The organism is Bacillus sp. AG4(2022), assembly GCF_031844465.1.
In the GTDB taxonomy this organism is placed as follows: domain Bacteria; phylum Bacillota; class Bacilli; order Bacillales; family Cytobacillaceae; genus Bacillus_AB; species Bacillus_AB infantis.
Genome location: NZ_JAUZVH010000001.1, coordinates 558432 through 574455, shown reverse-complemented (window position 1 = coordinate 574455; position 16024 = coordinate 558432). Strand labels below are relative to the sequence as shown.

19 protein-coding genes are annotated in these 16024 nt (G+C 45.8%); all 19 read left to right on the top strand.

Translation table 11 applies throughout. From position 1 onward, the window contains the following. The first annotated feature begins 60 nt into the window (after positions 1–60). The 19 genes from hslU to fliY all read left to right on the top strand — a co-directional run bounded on the left by hslU (position 61) and on the right by fliY (position 16006). Positions 61–1464, top strand: a complete 1404-nt coding sequence (gene hslU / locus Q9R36_RS02855) for an ATP-dependent protease ATPase subunit HslU (protein ID WP_224950217.1) — start codon at positions 61–63, stop codon at positions 1462–1464. A 116-nt stretch (positions 1465–1580) separates the two neighbouring features. Next, complete coding sequence (gene codY / locus Q9R36_RS02850) at positions 1581–2360, top strand: GTP-sensing pleiotropic transcriptional regulator CodY (protein WP_009795909.1); 780 nt, start codon at positions 1581–1583, stop codon at positions 2358–2360. A gap of 483 nt (positions 2361–2843) precedes the next feature. Next, positions 2844–3242, top strand: a complete 399-nt coding sequence (gene flgB / locus Q9R36_RS02845) for a flagellar basal body rod protein FlgB (RefSeq protein ID WP_022543712.1) — start codon at positions 2844–2846, stop codon at positions 3240–3242. A gap of 2 nt (positions 3243–3244) precedes the next feature. Continuing rightward, positions 3245–3694 carry a flagellar basal body rod protein FlgC gene (gene flgC, locus Q9R36_RS02840; protein ID WP_009795906.1) on the top strand — a complete coding sequence of 150 codons (450 nt, stop codon included), beginning with the start codon at positions 3245–3247 and terminating at the stop codon, positions 3692–3694. Positions 3695–3743: 49 nt separating this feature from the next. Next, positions 3744–4016: a flagellar hook-basal body complex protein FliE gene (gene fliE, locus Q9R36_RS02835; RefSeq protein WP_473829076.1), complete on the top strand. Its 273-nt coding sequence runs from the start codon at positions 3744–3746 to the stop codon at positions 4014–4016. Positions 4017–4093: 77 nt separating this feature from the next. After that, on the top strand, positions 4094–5680 hold the full coding sequence (fliF, locus tag Q9R36_RS02830) for a flagellar basal-body MS-ring/collar protein FliF (protein ID WP_129611780.1): 1587 nt from the start codon (positions 4094–4096) through the stop codon (positions 5678–5680). Positions 5681–5692: 12 nt separating this feature from the next. Continuing rightward, positions 5693–6709, top strand: coding sequence for a flagellar motor switch protein FliG (fliG, locus tag Q9R36_RS02825; RefSeq protein ID WP_311224515.1), 1017 nt, complete (start codon positions 5693–5695; stop codon positions 6707–6709). Beyond that, positions 6693–7463: a flagellar assembly protein FliH gene (gene fliH, locus Q9R36_RS02820; RefSeq protein WP_311224514.1), complete on the top strand. Its 771-nt coding sequence runs from the start codon at positions 6693–6695 to the stop codon at positions 7461–7463. The genes fliG and fliH overlap by 17 nt, the downstream gene beginning before the upstream one ends. Further along, positions 7460–8776 carry a flagellar protein export ATPase FliI gene (gene fliI / locus Q9R36_RS02815; RefSeq protein ID WP_009795901.1) on the top strand — a complete coding sequence of 439 codons (1317 nt, stop codon included), beginning with the start codon at positions 7460–7462 and terminating at the stop codon, positions 8774–8776. Before fliH ends, fliI begins: the two co-directional genes overlap by 4 nt. Positions 8777–8779: 3 nt before the next feature. Next, complete coding sequence (gene fliJ, locus Q9R36_RS02810) at positions 8780–9235, top strand: flagellar export protein FliJ (RefSeq protein WP_009795900.1); 456 nt, start codon at positions 8780–8782, stop codon at positions 9233–9235. Further along, entirely contained in the window at positions 9232–9837 is a 606-nt protein-coding gene (locus Q9R36_RS02805; RefSeq protein WP_101547489.1) for a MotE family protein, read from the top strand. Before fliJ ends, Q9R36_RS02805 begins: the two co-directional genes overlap by 4 nt. Before the next feature lie 30 nt (positions 9838–9867). Continuing rightward, complete coding sequence (locus Q9R36_RS02800) at positions 9868–11130, top strand: flagellar hook-length control protein FliK (protein ID WP_311224513.1); 1263 nt, start codon at positions 9868–9870, stop codon at positions 11128–11130. An 8-nt stretch (positions 11131–11138) separates the two neighbouring features. Beyond that, positions 11139–11774, top strand: a complete 636-nt coding sequence (flgD, locus tag Q9R36_RS02795; protein ID WP_224950223.1) for a flagellar hook assembly protein FlgD — start codon at positions 11139–11141, stop codon at positions 11772–11774. A gap of 16 nt (positions 11775–11790) precedes the next feature. Next, positions 11791–12177, top strand: coding sequence for a TIGR02530 family flagellar biosynthesis protein (locus Q9R36_RS02790; RefSeq protein WP_009795896.1), 387 nt, complete (start codon positions 11791–11793; stop codon positions 12175–12177). An 81-nt stretch (positions 12178–12258) separates the two neighbouring features. Continuing rightward, complete coding sequence (gene flgG / locus Q9R36_RS02785; RefSeq protein WP_224950264.1) at positions 12259–13059, top strand: flagellar basal body rod protein FlgG; 801 nt, start codon at positions 12259–12261, stop codon at positions 13057–13059. 48 nt (positions 13060–13107) lie between these two features. Continuing rightward, on the top strand, positions 13108–13329 hold the full coding sequence (locus tag Q9R36_RS02780; RefSeq protein WP_009795894.1) for a flagellar FlbD family protein: 222 nt from the start codon (positions 13108–13110) through the stop codon (positions 13327–13329). Then, on the top strand, positions 13319–13747 hold the full coding sequence (gene fliL / locus Q9R36_RS02775) for a flagellar basal body-associated protein FliL (RefSeq protein WP_009795893.1): 429 nt from the start codon (positions 13319–13321) through the stop codon (positions 13745–13747). The genes Q9R36_RS02780 and fliL overlap by 11 nt, the downstream gene beginning before the upstream one ends. 44 nt (positions 13748–13791) lie before the next feature. Continuing rightward, on the top strand, positions 13792–14790 hold the full coding sequence (gene fliM, locus Q9R36_RS02770; RefSeq protein ID WP_009795892.1) for a flagellar motor switch protein FliM: 999 nt from the start codon (positions 13792–13794) through the stop codon (positions 14788–14790). Beyond that, positions 14780–16006 carry a flagellar motor switch phosphatase FliY gene (gene fliY, locus Q9R36_RS02765; protein ID WP_009795891.1) on the top strand — a complete coding sequence of 409 codons (1227 nt, stop codon included), beginning with the start codon at positions 14780–14782 and terminating at the stop codon, positions 16004–16006. The genes fliM and fliY overlap by 11 nt, the downstream gene beginning before the upstream one ends. Positions 16007–16024 lie beyond the last annotated feature (18 nt).

Sequence of the window (16024 nt, the reverse complement as noted above, 5' to 3'; positions counted from 1 at the left end):
TTTGAGGCTGACGCCACAGGCTTGATCGTCTTGGCCGGCTAATACAAAGGAGTGCTGAATATGAGCTTAAGTACAAATTTAACACCCAGACAAATTGTTGAACGGCTTGACCAATATATCATTGGACAGAAAGATGCAAAGAAAGCAGTGGCAGTTGCTTTAAGGAACCGCTACCGCCGCGGCCTGCTCGAGGAAGCTATCCGCGATGAAATCAGCCCGAAGAATATCCTGATGATCGGACCAACCGGTGTAGGGAAGACGGAAATTGCCCGCAGGATGGCTAAGCTTGTCGGCGCTCCATTTGTAAAGGTCGAAGCCACGAAATTTACAGAAGTCGGATATGTTGGCCGTGATGTAGAGTCAATGGTGCGTGATCTGGTGGAGACATCGGTCCGCCTTGTAAAGGAAGAAAAAATGCAAAGCGTGAAAGAAAGGGCAGAAGAGAATGCGAACCGCCGCATTGTAGATATGCTCGTCCCTTCAGGCAAAAAAGCAGCTTCCTACAAAAATCCGCTGGAAATGCTGTTTGGCGGCGGAGGCGGCCAGGATCAGGAAAATGAACCAGCGGAGGATTACAGCCTTACAGAAAAACGGAAGATCGCCAGGGAAAAGCTTGCTATGGGCGAGCTTGAAAATGAATTGATCACCGTCGAGGTCGAAGAGCAGCAGCCGTCCATGTTTGATATGCTTCAAGGCTCCGGAATGGAGCAGATGGGCATGAATATGCAGGATGCGCTAAGCGGACTTATGCCAAAGAAAAGGAAGAAGCGCAAGCTGACTGTCCGGGAAGCGCGCAAAGTCCTTTCGAATGAAGAAGCACAAAAGCTGATCGATATGGATGAAGTGACCCAGGAAGCTGTCTTCAGGGCAGAGCAGAGCGGCATCATTTTCATTGACGAAATTGATAAGATCGCCAGCAAATCAAGCGGAGGATCAAATGCCGATGTATCAAGGGAAGGCGTACAGCGTGATATCCTTCCTATTGTTGAAGGCTCAACGGTCGTTACGAAATACGGCTCTGTCAAAACAGATCATGTCCTTTTCATGGCAGCAGGGGCATTCCATATCGCCAAGCCGTCTGACTTGATACCGGAACTTCAGGGGAGATTCCCGATCAGGGTAGAGCTGACAAAGCTGACAGTCGAAGATTTTTATAAAATTTTGGTTGAACCTGATAATGCACTGACAAAACAATATACTGCATTATTGGAAACAGAAGGTATACAAATTGAATTTTCTGACGATGCTATTCGTAGAATCGCTGAAGTGGCATACGAGGTTAATCAGAATACAGACAATATCGGCGCAAGAAGACTTCATACAATCCTTGAGAAACTGCTTGAGGATCTGTCTTTCGAAGCACCGGAAATTTCAATGGGCAAGGTGACCATCACCCCTCAGTATGTTGAGGAGAAACTTGGTGCCATCTCCCGCAATAAAGACCTGAGCCAGTTTATCTTATAGTTTTAACAAAAAGGTGTTAGGGTACAACAAACACATACGTACCAATGCCACTAAGGGATGAACACAGGTTATATCATTTAATAAGCAGTGTGTCACAGCCAATAGGAGGAAGAACAATGGATTTATTAACGAAAACAAGAAAAATTAATGCAATGCTGCAGAAAGCTGCCGGAAAACCGGTAAACTTCAAAGAAATGGCCGAGACGCTTAGTGAAGTGATCGAAGCGAATATCTTTGTGGTAAGCCGCCGCGGAAAGCTGCTTGGCTTTGCAGTAAACCAGCAGATCGAAAATGAGCGCATGAAAAAAATGCTTGAAGACCGTCAATTCCCTGAAGAATACACCAAGAGCCTGTTCAATATCCAGGAGACGTCTTCAAATCTTGATGTAGAAAGCGATTATACTGCTTTCCCTGTTGAAAACAAGGAGCTGTTTAAGAACGGTCTGACAACGATCGTACCAATCATCGGGGGCGGAGAGCGCCTAGGTACGCTGATCCTCGCAAGGCTTCAGGAGCAGTTCCATGACGATGATCTGATTCTTGGCGAATACGGTGCAACAGTTGTCGGTATGGAAATCCTGCGTGAAAAAGCGGAGGAGATCGAAGAAGAGGCGCGCAGCAAGGCTGTTGTACAAATGGCTATCAGCTCCCTTTCATACAGTGAGCTGGAAGCGATCGAGCATATCTTTGAAGAGCTTAACGGCAAAGAAGGCCTGCTTGTTGCTTCAAAAATTGCCGACAGAGTCGGAATTACGCGTTCTGTGATCGTAAACGCATTGAGAAAGCTGGAAAGCGCAGGAGTCATTGAATCGCGTTCACTCGGCATGAAGGGAACATATATTAAAGTCCTGAACGATAAGTTCCTCGTCGAACTGGAAAAACTGAAAACAAGCTGATATATCACAAAAAACCTGTTTCTGAAGAAACAGGTTTTTTTATTTTGGTTTTAAATGATCAATTATTACGGACATTACAGGGATTTTACATAATTCGTCGGAAAAGCTTGGTAAATCATAGAAATAATATTATATCTTAATAATGATAAAAGTCGTATTTTTGCTAACATGAGAAAGATGTCAATAATGGATATAGGAAAAAGGAACTAATTGATTCGCAGCTTGAATTTTATTAATAAACCCGCATTCTGTAAGGAAAGAAAGCATGAAGCGACAAAGCTTTCTGCATAAAAAAGGATTTTGTTCGTTCCAAAGAATGAAACATCAAAATAGGACTTATGAATTATTAAATTTAACTTTAACTTCATAGACATATTATTTCAAATTCATTACAATAGTGATTAAGATTGAAAATTCGCCTATAATCATCAAATTTCAACAAGAATTAACATTTTTTCTACTTTATACTGGCAGGTGCTGAAATTGAATATTTTTTCTAATACGATATCGACACTTGAAAATTCTTTAAATCAAGCGTCCTTGAAACAGAAGGTTGTAGCGCAGAATATTGCGAATGCAGACACCCCGAATTATAAAGCAAAGGATGTAAGCTTTAAATCTGTTCTTCAGTCAGAAATGGCCATAGGCGGGATAGAGGCGAAACGGACGGATGTCCGCCATTACAGCTTTGCTGCTGAGGGCAGCGGGCAGTCCGGAGTCATTATCAATAAAAATACGGACTTTAATCACAATGGCAATAATGTGGATATGGATAAAGAAATGTCAGAGCTGGCAGAGAACCAAATCTACTATAATGCCCTGGTTGAAAGGATCAGCGGGAAATTCACCAGTCTTCAGAATGTGATAAGAGGTGGAAGATAATCATGAGCATGTTTCATAGCATGAACACAACATCCTCTGCCCTGACAGCGCAAAGGCTGAGGATGGATGTCATTTCGTCAAATATGGCAAACGTTGATTCAACAAGGGGCAAGCTTGTCAATGGCGAGTGGCAGCCTTATACAAGGAAAGAAGTTGTGATGCAGCCGCAGGAAAAAAACTTTTCTTCATTCCTGAATACAGCTATGAATGCAGGCAGTGCAGGCAGCGGCGTGCGTGTATCGGAAATCAGGGAAGATCAGACACCGTTCAAGCTTGTTTATGACCCGAGTCATCCTGATGCAAATGAAGCAGGATACGTACAGATGCCGAATGTGGATCCCCTCAGGGAAATGGTAGACCTGATAAGCGCAACACGTTCTTACGAGGCAAACGTCACAGTCTTCAATGCTTCTAAAAGCATGATGATGAAAGCCTTGGAGATAGGAAAGTAAAGGAGACTCTATGATGAATAATATTTCTTTTTCGCCTGTTTCAAGCATCATGCAGCCGGCAAAGATCACAGGAACGGCTGCCGGAAGCGCGGCAGAAGGACATAAAAGCTTTGCTTCCATGCTTAAGCAATCGATTGATAATGTAAACAGCTCCCAGCTGCAATCTGATGTTATGACAGAAAAGCTTGCCCGGGGCGAAGATATCGGCCTCCACGAAGTGATGATTGCGTCACAAAAAGCCAGCATTACCATGCAGGCTGCGCTTGAAGTCAGGAATAAAGTGATAGAGGCATATCAGGAAACCATGAGAATGCAGGTTTAATAGATTGCTGATTTAAGATTATGATGTTTAGCGGTTATTAGCTGCGGCTTGCTAGACAGGATAACCGGGGGATTGTGATGAAAGAAAAGCTTCAAAAATTTTTCAACCCATTAAAAGAATTTTGGCAGAGCCGGACTAAGAAGCAGAAGGGGCTAATGGCTGGCTCTCTTATTTTGCTCATATTGATTGCTTCGGCTGCCGTACTCCTGGCAGGGAGGACAACGATGGTTCCTTTATACAGCAATCTGTCACCCTCTGAAACAGGGGCAATAAAGGAAAGCCTGGACGGAAGAGGAATTGCTTCCGAAATAGCCGATGGAGGCTCAACCATCATGGTCCCGGAGGAAGTAGTGGATACGTTGAAGGTAGAGCTTGCCGCTGAAGGCATCCCGAAATCAGGCAGCATTGATTATTCGTTTTTCAGCCAGAATGCCGGAATAGGAATGACTGAAAATGAATTTAACGTTCTGAAGCTGGATGCTATGCAGACAGAGCTGTCCAATCTGATAAAAGGGATAGAAGGTGTCAATGATGCCAAAGTCATGATCAATCTTCCTGAAAAGGGAATTTTTATAAATGACCAGACAGAAGAAGCATCTGCGAGCATCGTTTTGAACACAAAGCCGGGGTATCAGTTCGAAACGGAGCAGATCAAATCCCTGTATCATCTGATTTCAAAAAGTGTTCCTAATCTGCCTACAGATAATATCGTCGTAACAAACCAATTCTTTGAGTATTTTGATTTGGAAAACAGCAATGATACTTCAGGCAAAACAATCACGGCCCAGCTCGATGTAAAAAAACAGATCGAGAGAGATGTCCAGCGCCAGGTCCAAAGCATGCTCAGTACGCTGATGGGCCCGGAAAAAGTAGTGGTTTCCGTTTCTGCTGATATAGACTTTACCCAGGAAAACAGGGAAGAAAACCTGGTTACGCCTGTAGATGAAGAAAATATGGAAGGCATTGCGATCAGCGCCAAGAAAATCACTGAAACCTTTACTGGAAGCGCGGAAGAAGCGGGCGGTATTGCAGGCACCGGTGATAACGAGATTACTAATTATCCTGGAGCAGCTGAAGGCTCAAATGGCGATTACGAGCGGATAGAAGAAACGATCAATAATGAAGTCAATAAAATCCGGAAAGAAATTGTAGAAAGCCCTTATAAGGTAAGAGATCTCGGCATTCAGGTAATGGTAGAACCGCCGACAGCTGACGATCCGACTTCCCTTCCGCAGGAGCGGGTCGATGATATTACTCAGATTCTCAGCACCATTGTCAGGACCACAATCGATAAGAAAGCTGCCGGTGCAGATCTTACAGATGAAGATATTGCTGACAAAGTGGTTGTATCTGTTCAGCAGTTCCAGGGCAAAACAGAATTCCCTGAAGAAAGTGCTGCTGTTATTCCTTGGTGGGTATACGCCATTGGCGGTGTTCTGGTTGCGATCATTCTTCTGCTGGTGTTCCTGTTTATCAGGGCGAGGAGAAAGAGCCAGGAAGAGCAGGCAGAACTGGAAGAACAGGTTGAACCTGTCACCATCAAAGATGTGAACGAAGAACAGGAAACAGAAAGCAGCCTGAGAAGGAAGCAGCTTGAAAAGATGGCAAAAGAAAAACCGGAGGACTTTGCGAAGCTTCTGCGGTCATGGATTGCAGAAGACTAGGAGGGTTTTTAATTGGCAAAAAAAGAATTGAAAGAATTAACGGGCAAGCAAAAAGCAGCCATACTGCTGATCTCACTTGGACCTGATGTTGCCGCTTCGGTGTACAAGCATTTAAGTGTAGAAGAAGTAGAAAAGCTGACGCTTGAGATTTCAGGGGTCAGAAAGGTCGAGTCCCATTCCAAGGAGGAAATTCTTGAAGAATTCCATAATATTGCCCTCGCGCAGGATTATATCTCCCAGGGAGGCATCGGCTACGCAAAAACGGTCCTGGAAAAAGCGTTAGGAGAGGAGCAGGCAGCCCTGATCATTAACAGGCTGACTTCATCCCTTCAGGTGCGGCCATTTGATTTTGCCAGGAAGGCAGATCCGGCGCAGATACTTAATTTCATCCAAAATGAGCATCCCCAGACAATATCGCTGATTCTTTCCTATCTGGATCCTCCTCAGGCAGGGCAGATATTGTCTGAGCTGCCGCAGGAGATGCAGGCGGATATTGCCAGAAGAATAGCGGTTATGGACAGCACATCGCCTGAGATCATCAATGAAGTTGAGCAGATTCTCGAACGGAAGCTTTCTGCAACAGTCACTCAGGATTATACGCAAACTGGCGGTATTGAAGCGGTTGTCGATGTTCTTAACGGAGTCGACAGAACAACAGAACGGACAATCCTGGACGCCCTTGAGATCCAGGATCCTGAACTCGCAGAGGAAATCAAGAAGAGGATGTTTGTGTTCGAGGATATTGTCACCCTTGACAGCCGTGCAATCCAGCGGGTGATCAGGGACTGTGAAAGCGAAGACCTGATGCTTTCATTGAAGGTCTCCAGTGATGATGTCAAAGACATTGTCTTCAAAAACATGTCTACCCGGATGGTTGAAACCTTCAAGGAGGAAATGGAATATATGGGCCCTGTCAGGCTGAGGGATGTAGAAGAAGCCCAGTCAAGGATCGTAGCCATTATCCGCCGCCTTGAAGAAGCCGGGGAAATCGTCGTAGCGCGCGGCGGAGGGGATGATATTATTGTCTAGGCTTATCAAGTCGCATTGGGCCCAGCCTTCAGAGCAGCAGAAAAAAGTCATATCCATTAAGCTGCTGAATCAGGATTTGCCAGCCGCCGAGCTGCAGGAAGAAGCGCCATTTAATCAGCAGCTTCTTATAGATGAGGCCCGCAGAGAAGCAGAGTCCATCATTCAGCAGGCGAATGAAGAAGCCCGGCAGCTCCTGGAGCATATAGAACAGGAGCGGGTTCGATTCGAGCAGGAGAAAGAAGAGGCAAGAGAGTCAGCGAGGCATGACGGATTCCAGGAAGGCCTGGCAGAAGGAAGGCAATCGGGCCTTATGGAGTTCAGTGAAACGATAGGGTTTGCAAAAGAAATTGTTGAATCATCCAAAGCTGACTACCAGAATACGATTGAGTCTTCGGAAGGGACGATCCTTGATATTGGCATCAAAGTGGCTGAAAGAATTCTCAGCAGTGTGCTTGAAGAAGACAGCAGCAGATTCCTGCCGGTTGTCAAAAGAGCCCTCAAGGAATCGCGGGAATACCGGGAGGTCCAGCTCCATGTCCATCCCGGCCGCTACAGTTTCCTGCTTGAGCATAAGGATGAGCTGCTGGCCATCTATCCAAAGGAAACTAATCTTTATATCTATCCTGACGAAGAGCTGGAAGAGTGCAGCTGCGTCATTGAGTCTCCCGGCGGAAGGATAAATGCCGGTGTTGACAGCCAGCTTGAAGAAATGAAAAGGAAGCTGATTGAACTGCTGGAGAGTGAAAATAATTGAAGGCTGCAGATCTGATTAGTGAGATAGGGCAGATTGATACGTACAAACGCTACGGTAAAGTGAAAAAAGTAGTGGGCCTGATGATTGAGTCACAGGGTCCTGAAAGCTCCATCGGAGATGTTTGCATCATCCATGTGGGTTCAGGGAAAAAGCGGAAGATCATGGCTGAGGTTGTAGGCTTTAAAGAGGAAAATGTCATTTTGATGCCATATACAGCTATCAGTGAGATAGCCCCGGGGAGCCTTGTGGAAGCGACTTTAAAGCCTCTGGAAATCAAAATCGGAACGTCCCTTATTGGCGAGGTAATAGATGCGCTCGGGCACCCGCTTGACGGAAAAGCATTGCCCAAGGGGCTGGCTTCTGTACCGACTGAGCAGGACCCCCCAAACCCGATGAACCGCCCGCCGATTTCCGCACCGGTGGAGGTCGGGGTAAGGGCGATCGACAGTCTCCTGACAGTCGGCTACGGCCAGCGGGTTGGCATATTTGCAGGCAGCGGCGTCGGAAAGAGTACGCTGCTGGGAATGGTCGCCAGAAATACAAAGGCTGACCTGAATGTGATAGCGCTCATCGGAGAGCGAGGCAGGGAAGTCAGGGAATTCATCGAGAATGACCTTGGCGAAGAGGGCCTCAAGAGGTCGATCGTCATTGCCGCCACTTCTGACCAGCCTGCACTGATGAGGATAAAGGGTGCATATACAGCCACCGCAATCGCTGAATATTTTCGTGATAAAGGCTTGAATGTTGTATTGATGATGGACTCGGTGACAAGAGTTGCCATGGCGCAAAGGGAAGTAGGCCTTGCGATAGGGGAGCCGCCGACCACGAAAGGCTATACACCGTCTGTATTCGCGGTGCTGCCAAAGCTGCTTGAACGTACAGGGACGAACCATAAGGGATCGATTACAGCTTTTTACACAGTGCTGGTGGACGGCGACGATATGAATGAGCCGATAGCTGATACTGTCAGGGGAATACTTGATGGGCACTTCGTCCTTGACCGGGCCCTGGCCAATAAAGGGCAGTACCCGGCTATCAATGTATTAAAAAGCGTCAGCAGGGTGATGAACAATATCGTTCCGCATGAGCATAAAAAAAGCGCAGAATTGCTGCGCGAAAGGCTGAGCACTTATATAAACTCCGAAGATCTTATCAATATTGGAGCATATAAAAAAGGGACATCAAGGGAGATTGACCAGGCTGTCCGCCTCTATCCGGAAATCATCTCATTTTTAAAACAGGGAACAGAAGAAAAAGTAACGATGCAGGACAGCATACAGCACCTGCTCCGTTTAATGGAAACAGGTGAATAATTCATGCAATATCAATACAGATTTGAAAAGGTAATGTCGATACGGGAAAGGGAAAAGGACGAAGCCCTGGACAGCTATAACCAATCTGTCCGAAGGTTTGAAGAAGCGGCAGGAAAGCTTTATGAGCTCCTTAAGAAGAAGGAAGATCTGGAGGAGTTCCAGTTCTCCAAGCTTGCCAGCGGATTGCCGGTCCAGGAAATCAGGCATTATCAGCATTTTATCCACAGCCTTGAAAAAACGATCGAACACTACCAGCAGGTTGTATTCAATGCGAGAAATCAGATGAATTATTATCAGGATAAATTAACGGAAAAAAATATAGAAGTAAAAAAATACGAAAAGATGAAAGAGAAAGATATTGTCCGTTTTGCGGAATCTATGAAGCTGGAAGAAAACAGGCAAATGGATGATATCTCGATTCAGCTGTATGCCAATCGGGGAAGCCAGGTGGGCCAATGAATAAAACGGCAGAAGAGACAGAAAAAAAATACAGCAAGTTTCAAATGTTTTTTATATTGGTTGTGATTCCTCTCCTTTTTGCGATTGCAGTTACATTGATTGTATTAACTGTCAATGGGACCAACGTATTTGAAGCAGGCAGGGAACTGGGCAGCAAAATCCCTGTTATCTCGGAGATGATCGATAAGGAACAGTCAGCTGCTGATAAAGAAGCTGATCAGAGGATCGTCGAGCTTGGAGCAGCTATTGAAGACAGAGAAGCACAGATTGAGCGGCTGGAGTCCCAGCTGGAATCGAAAGACAGCGAGATTGAGGAAAATGAGCTGGAAAAACAGCAGCTGCAGAATCAGATAGACGAACTCCTGGCTATACAAGAGGAAAACAAGCGTGCGTTCAAGGATATTGTAAAAACCTATGAAACGATGTCAGCCAAAAATGCTGCGCCCATCCTTGCACAGATGAATGATGATGAGGCCCTTCAGATCCTCTCGAATGTAAAGCCTGACACGCTGGCAGGCATCATGGAAAAAATGCTGCCGGAAGATGCTGCAAAGTTCACAGAGCTTTTGACAAATGAAAGCAGCCGGTCAGCTTCAGAATGACTCAGCGTGATATGAAAGGGGGTGAAAAGAATGCAGCTAACAGGTTTGGGGGCAATCGTTAGTGCAGGTCCGGCCGCTGCAAATGCGGGAAAAACTGAGGCGGGCCAGGGATTCACGGCTATGATGTCAATGCTTTTGGCAGGCCAGGGAGAAATCCAGCAGGAGTCCAGCGGGAAACCCCGTGAAGCTGATCAGGAGGCTCTCATGTCACTGGCTGAATTCATGTCTGCTGATTCCCTGCTTGATCTGGAGGGCGGACATCAGCTGCTCGACCAGCTTTTGAGCGGTAAAGATACCGGTCTGCTTGAACAGATTCAGAGCTATCTTGGATTGTCTGACGAAAGGATATCTTCCATAGTAACTGACCTAAACAAGTACTTGTCAGATTTAACAGGGAAACAGGCAGATGAACATATAAATATTGAACAGTTGCCATACTTGGAAAACATCATGCACATACTTGCTCAATTGACCGCTCTTCCAGAAAATAAAGTCGCCGGTTTACTTTCAAAAGAACTTATCGATGCAGCCAAAATTGTAAAGTTATACGACCTTCTTCAAAAAAATGCCGACTTTGCTGGAGAACAGCCGCTCGCCAAAGGAGCAAGGCAATTGCTTGAAAAACTTGACGCTTTTATCATGTCAGCGGCAAGCAAAGAAAAGCTCCACTATTTGCAGAAAACTTATACCCAGCTTTCAAATGATTTAAACCTGGGCCGGCAAAAAAGCAATGAAGGCAAATATCAATTGCCAGACGGCGGAAAAACCATTTCCAGGCTGGATGCTGGTGCATCTTCGTTCACTCTGATGCCGCAGATGACAAAAGTTGAGCATCTGACACTGATGCAGTCTAACCAGGGGAAGATGGTCTCAACTGAGCAGCTTATCGAACAATTTGAATCTATCCTGGCAAAAAGCCAGCTCACAAAAACAGGCGGGGTGCAGCGGATGTTTTTACGGCTCAATCCCGAAAATTTGGGATCGCTGAGGATCGAATTGATCCAAAAGGATTCCCAGCTTACAGCCAGGATTCTTACATCAACAGGTGCAGCTAAGGAAATGCTTGATTCCCAGGTGAATGGACTTAAACAGGCACTCCACTCTCAAAATATCCAGGTAGAACGGATTGAAATTTCACAGCAGCTGAGCCAGCAGGAGAGAATGCCGCAGCGTGATGCCCAGCAGCAGCAGCAGGGGCAAAATCAGCCTGACAGGCAAAAACAGCAGGCTGGAAGAGATGAAGAATCGGCCGGTGAATCTTTTGAAGAAATTCTATTAAATACAGAAGCATAGGTGGTAGCATGGCAAATACAATTGATTCGTCTTTGATGCTTTCAAGCTATAAAAAGGAAGAACGGAAAACCGGGTCAGATATTTTGGGCAAAGATGATTTCTTAAAGATATTGATGGTTCAGCTGCAAAACCAGGATCCTTCAAACCCCTTGCAGGATAAAGATTTTATTGCCCAGATGGCAACATTCTCATCTCTGGAGCAGATGACAAACATGAACACAAGCATACAAAAGCTCGTCCAAATGCAGGAACAGGATTCTTTGATTGCCTATAGTGAATTTGCCGGCAAGGAAATCAAATGGCATAAAGTCGCAGAATCAGAGGATCCGAATGCACAGCCTTCGATCGAGGAAGGAGCAGGAAGAGTTGCCTCCATCCAGTTCAAGAATGGCAATGCTGTTTTTATCCTGGAAGATGGGACAGAGCTGGGACCAGCCAATATTTCCGAAGTCAAGGGAGGATCCCAGGATAACAGCCTCATGCAGGCGAGCATGCTGATTGGAAGAATGATAACCTTTCTTGGGGAAAATGGGGCTGAGCAAAAGGATTTTGTTAAATCTGTCAGCCTTAAAGGCGGAACTACGCTCTTCCAGCTGGGCAATGGTACAGCTGTGAATTCATCGCAAATTACCGAAATCGAATAGGATAGGAAGTGATTGGATGGGCAAGCAAGTGTATCTTCCAATTCAATCGCAATTAAATCCGGCAGTTCCAAGAAAGCCGCAGGCACACAGAAATACACATCTTGCTTCTTTTTCAGATCATCTGCAGAATGCCATTAATATTCCGGCAAAGCTGAATATCAGCAGGCATGCCAGTGAAAGGCTGCAGCAGAGGGATATACATATCACTGCTGACCGCTGGGATCAGGTTGAAACAAAGGTGGCAGAAGCAAAGGGAATGGGAATCGCAGAGTCACTTGTCCTGCTGCCGGAAGCCGCATTAATAGTAAGCGTCCGGAATAACACGGTGATCACGGCGATGGAACGGAAGGAAGCAAACAGCCAGATTTTTACGAATATTGACGGAACGATACTGATGGATTAACACTAAATGGGCCGGACCTCATTGAGGAAGCCACGTCTGCCGACTGACTGAAGCAGACTTAACATGAAAGGAGCAGATAAAATGCTGCGTTCAATGTACTCAGGAATTAGCGGAATGAAAAACTTCCAGACAAAGTTAGATGTAATCGGCAATAATATTGCCAATGTGAATACCTTTGGATTTAAAAAAGGCCGGGTTACTTTTAAGGATATGGTGAGCCAGACGGTTTCGGGGGCGACCGGGGCAGGTAACGGAGTAGGTGGAATCAATCCAAAGCAAGTGGGATTGGGATCTCAAATGTCTGCTATTGATACTATTGATACTCAAGGTAGTTTGCAGACTACAGGAAGAATTTTGGATATAGGTATACAAGGTGATGGTTACTTTAAGGTTCAAAAAGGTACTAATACCTTTTACACAAGAGCCGGAAATTTTTATTTTGATAACACCGGCAATCTTGTAACAGCCTCAGGAGAAAAAATTCTTGATAGCACCACACCAGGAAATGCGATTACGATTGCTAATATCAGTCAAATTGAAAATCTTAGCATAGGAGCAGACGGCAGCATCTCTTATGTTCAAGGCGGAACGGCATCAACTGGTCCAACCATAGGACTTGCAAGGTTTTCAAATAATGGAGGGCTTGAAAAAGTAGGAAATAACCTTTATAAGTCTACTGCCAACTCAGGACCAGCACAAAATGTTTTACCTGGTACTTCTGGAGCGGGATCACTCGTATCAGGTTCCCTCGAAATGTCCAATGTAGACCTTTCTGAGGAATTCACTGAAATGATCGTGGCTCAGCGCGGATTCCAGGCGAATACCCGCATCATCACAACTTCCGACGAGATCCTGCAGGAACTGGTAAACTTAAAACGTTAAGCTGAGGAGGGACAGGGCTGGAGGCTTCCTTCGGTCCTGGCGCTTACAATGATTACTGTTACAAGGCTGAATGGAAAGACATTTACAATTAATGCTGTTTATATTGAAACGGTCGAATCTTTTCCCGACACGACCATTACACTGGCCAATGGAAGAAAGTATGTGGTGAAGGATGATGAGGACTCGGTGAAAAGGAAGATTATCGGGTTCTATCAGTCTATCGGATTGCTTGGGCACAAACAGCTGGAGGGAATGGAAAATGAAGAATAATAAACTCTTAATGATCATGCTGTTTTTGCTCATAGCTATCACTCTGGTTGGTGCGGTGGCATTGGTCGTTGTTATGAAATATACAGACGGTGCAGAGGAGAAAGAGCCTTCAATTGAAGAAGTGCTGGAAGCATCTGTGGACATTAACCAGATCACAACGAATTTGGCCAGCGATGATTTTATCCGCATCTCCTTCAAGGTTGAGACTGACAGCAAAAAAGCGAAGGAAGAGCTTGAGAAGAGAGATTTCCAGGTCAAGAATATTATCATCCAGGAGCTTTCAGAAAAGAAGGCGGAAGACCTGCAGGGCAAAGAAGGCAAAATCAGCCTGCAGGAGGACCTTAAATCAAAAATCAACAGCCTGATGCAAAACGGAAAAGTAGAGAGTGTCTATATCACTGAGTCTCTCCTCCAATAATCCGGATTTTCCTCGGCAGATTACGAAGATGGAGGTGAGGGTTCATGTCTGGTGAGGTTTTATCGCAAAATGAAATCGATGCACTGCTTTCCGCTATATCAACAGGGGAAATGGATGCAGATGAATTAAAGAAAGAACAGTCTGAGAAGAAAGTGAAAGTATATGATTTTAAGAGGGCACTCCGGTTTTCAAAAGACCAGGTTCGGAGCCTGACCAGGATTCACGAAAATTTTGCCCGTCTATTGACGACCTTCTTCTCAGCGCAATTAAGGACCTATGTCCAGATCTCGGTGGCTTCTGCCGACCAGATACCATATGAGGAATTTATCAGATCGATTCCGAAAATGACGATATTGAATGTATTCGAGGTACCCCCGCTCGATGGAAGGATCCTGATGGAGGTCAATCCTAATATTGCCTATGCGATGATGGACCGGATGATGGGCGGCAGGGGTTCGAGCATCAATAAAGTCGATACATTGACAGAAATCGAGACAAAGATCATGTCCAATACTTTTGAACGGGCATTTGAGCATTTGAGGGAGGCATGGAGCACGATTACCGAAATCGATCCTTTCCTTGCCGAATTCGAGATCAATCCGCAGTTTCTGCAGATGGTCTCACCAAATGAAACGGTTGTCGTCATATCGCTGAACACCATGATCGGCGAAACAAGCGGGATGATCAATATCTGCATACCCCATGTTGTGCTTGAACCGATCATTCCCAAGCTTTCTGTCCATTACTGGATGCAGACAGAGAAAAAGGAAAGGGAGCCAGAGGAGCTCGGCAGGCTTGAGGACAGCATACAGAAGGCACAGGTGCCGGTTTCAGCAGAACTGGGCTCTGCCGATATTTCCATCCAGGATTTCCTTATGCTTGATCTCGGGGATGTCATTGAGCTGAACCAGGCGATTGACCGTCCGCTGACGATCAAAATCGGGGATATCCCTAAATTTACAGGACAGCCCGGTAAGGCGAATAAAAAGCTGGCTATTCAAATACTTGATACATTGAAGGGGGGAGACAGCGATGATGAGTGACGATATGCTCTCGCAAGATGAAATAGATGCCCTTTTAAGAGGAACCGACGACACAGAGGAAGACGATATTTTTTCAGTTGAAGATTACCTATCCATGATGGAACAGGATGCGCTTGGTGAAATCGGGAATATCTCTTTTGGCAGTTCTGCTACTGCTTTATCTACACTTTTGAATCAAAAGGTTGAAATAACAACCCCGACTGTTTCTGTCATATTAAAAAGAAAGCTTCAAGAGGAGTTTCCGCACCCGTATGTGGCCATCCAGGTCAGCTATACAGAAGGATTCTCAGGAAGCAATCTGCTTGTCATTAAACAATCAGATGCTGCAATCATTGCAGATCTCATGCTGGGCGGAGACGGATTGAACCCCGCAGATCTGCTTGGCGAAATCCAGCTGAGCGCCGTGCAGGAAGCAATGAACCAGATGATGGGTTCCGCTGCAACTTCCATGTCCACCATTTTCAGCAAACGGGTTGATATTTCGCCACCATCCATTGATTTTCTGGATGTGCAGCAAGGGGAAGGGACAGATAGGATTCCGGATGACGATATGCTTGTAAAGGTATCTTTCAGGCTGAAAATTGGGGATCTGATTGATTCAAGCATCATGCAGGTGGTCCCGCTGGAATTTGCTAAAAGGCTGGTTGAAGAGCTTATGAATCCGGGGGCGCAGGCTGAAAACCCGGCTGCAGATTTGAGCAAGCCTGACCCTGTGCAGGCACAGGAGCCAGCATTCCATCAACCGCCGGCAGAACCAGTGCCGGATATGGCAGCAGCCCCTCCCGGCTATGGACAGGGAACTGCGCAATACTCCGGCATGGAAACACAGACGCAGCGTCCGGCTGCCCAGGCGGCTCCCCAGCATCTTGGGGCACATTATCCAGGCGGACAGCCGCCGCAGGTTCAGCCTGCTGTATTTTCAAACTTTGAGCCTCAGCAGCTTCAGGAGTCTGAAACAAAGAATCTGAATATGCTCCTGGATATTCCTTTGCAGGTGACAGTAGAGCTGGGCAGGACAAAGCGTTCTGTTAAAGATATACTGGAGCTTTCCGCGGGATCTATCATCGAACTGGACAAGCTTGCAGGAGAACCGGTAGATATTCTTGTCAACAGCCGCCTGATTGCAAAAGGCGAAGTGGTTGTTATTGAAGAGAACTTTGGTGTCAGGGTCACAGATATCATCAGCCAGAGCGACAGGATCAAAAATTTAAGATAACTAATATGGGGGTTAAGT

What these genes read in the sequence shown, in the direction of transcription:
- hslU (WP_224950217.1), top strand. Translation starts at nt 61, where the DNA reads ATGAGCTTAAGTACAAATTTAACACCCAGACAAATTGTTGAACGGCTT.
- fliL (WP_009795893.1), top strand. Translation starts at nt 13,319, where the DNA reads ATGAAGAATAATAAACTCTTAATGATCATGCTGTTTTTGCTCATAGCT.
- fliY (WP_009795891.1), top strand. Translation starts at nt 14,780, where the DNA reads ATGATGAGTGACGATATGCTCTCGCAAGATGAAATAGATGCCCTTTTA.
- fliM (WP_009795892.1), top strand. Translation starts at nt 13,792, where the DNA reads ATGTCTGGTGAGGTTTTATCGCAAAATGAAATCGATGCACTGCTTTCC.
- Q9R36_RS02790 (WP_009795896.1), top strand. Translation starts at nt 11,791, where the DNA reads ATGGGCAAGCAAGTGTATCTTCCAATTCAATCGCAATTAAATCCGGCA.
- fliJ (WP_009795900.1), top strand. Translation starts at nt 8,780, where the DNA reads ATGCAATATCAATACAGATTTGAAAAGGTAATGTCGATACGGGAAAGG.
- flgC (WP_009795906.1), top strand. Translation starts at nt 3,245, where the DNA reads ATGAGCATGTTTCATAGCATGAACACAACATCCTCTGCCCTGACAGCG.
- flgD (WP_224950223.1), top strand. Translation starts at nt 11,139, where the DNA reads ATGGCAAATACAATTGATTCGTCTTTGATGCTTTCAAGCTATAAAAAG.
- flgG (WP_224950264.1), top strand. Translation starts at nt 12,259, where the DNA reads ATGCTGCGTTCAATGTACTCAGGAATTAGCGGAATGAAAAACTTCCAG.
- Q9R36_RS02805 (WP_101547489.1), top strand. Translation starts at nt 9,232, where the DNA reads ATGAATAAAACGGCAGAAGAGACAGAAAAAAAATACAGCAAGTTTCAA.
- fliF (WP_129611780.1), top strand. Translation starts at nt 4,094, where the DNA reads ATGAAAGAAAAGCTTCAAAAATTTTTCAACCCATTAAAAGAATTTTGG.
- codY (WP_009795909.1), top strand. Translation starts at nt 1,581, where the DNA reads ATGGATTTATTAACGAAAACAAGAAAAATTAATGCAATGCTGCAGAAA.
- Q9R36_RS02780 (WP_009795894.1), top strand. Translation starts at nt 13,108, where the DNA reads ATGATTACTGTTACAAGGCTGAATGGAAAGACATTTACAATTAATGCT.
- Q9R36_RS02800 (WP_311224513.1), top strand. Translation starts at nt 9,868, where the DNA reads ATGCAGCTAACAGGTTTGGGGGCAATCGTTAGTGCAGGTCCGGCCGCT.
- fliH (WP_311224514.1), top strand. Translation starts at nt 6,693, where the DNA reads ATGATATTATTGTCTAGGCTTATCAAGTCGCATTGGGCCCAGCCTTCA.
- fliE (WP_473829076.1), top strand. Translation starts at nt 3,744, where the DNA reads ATGCAGCCGGCAAAGATCACAGGAACGGCTGCCGGAAGCGCGGCAGAA.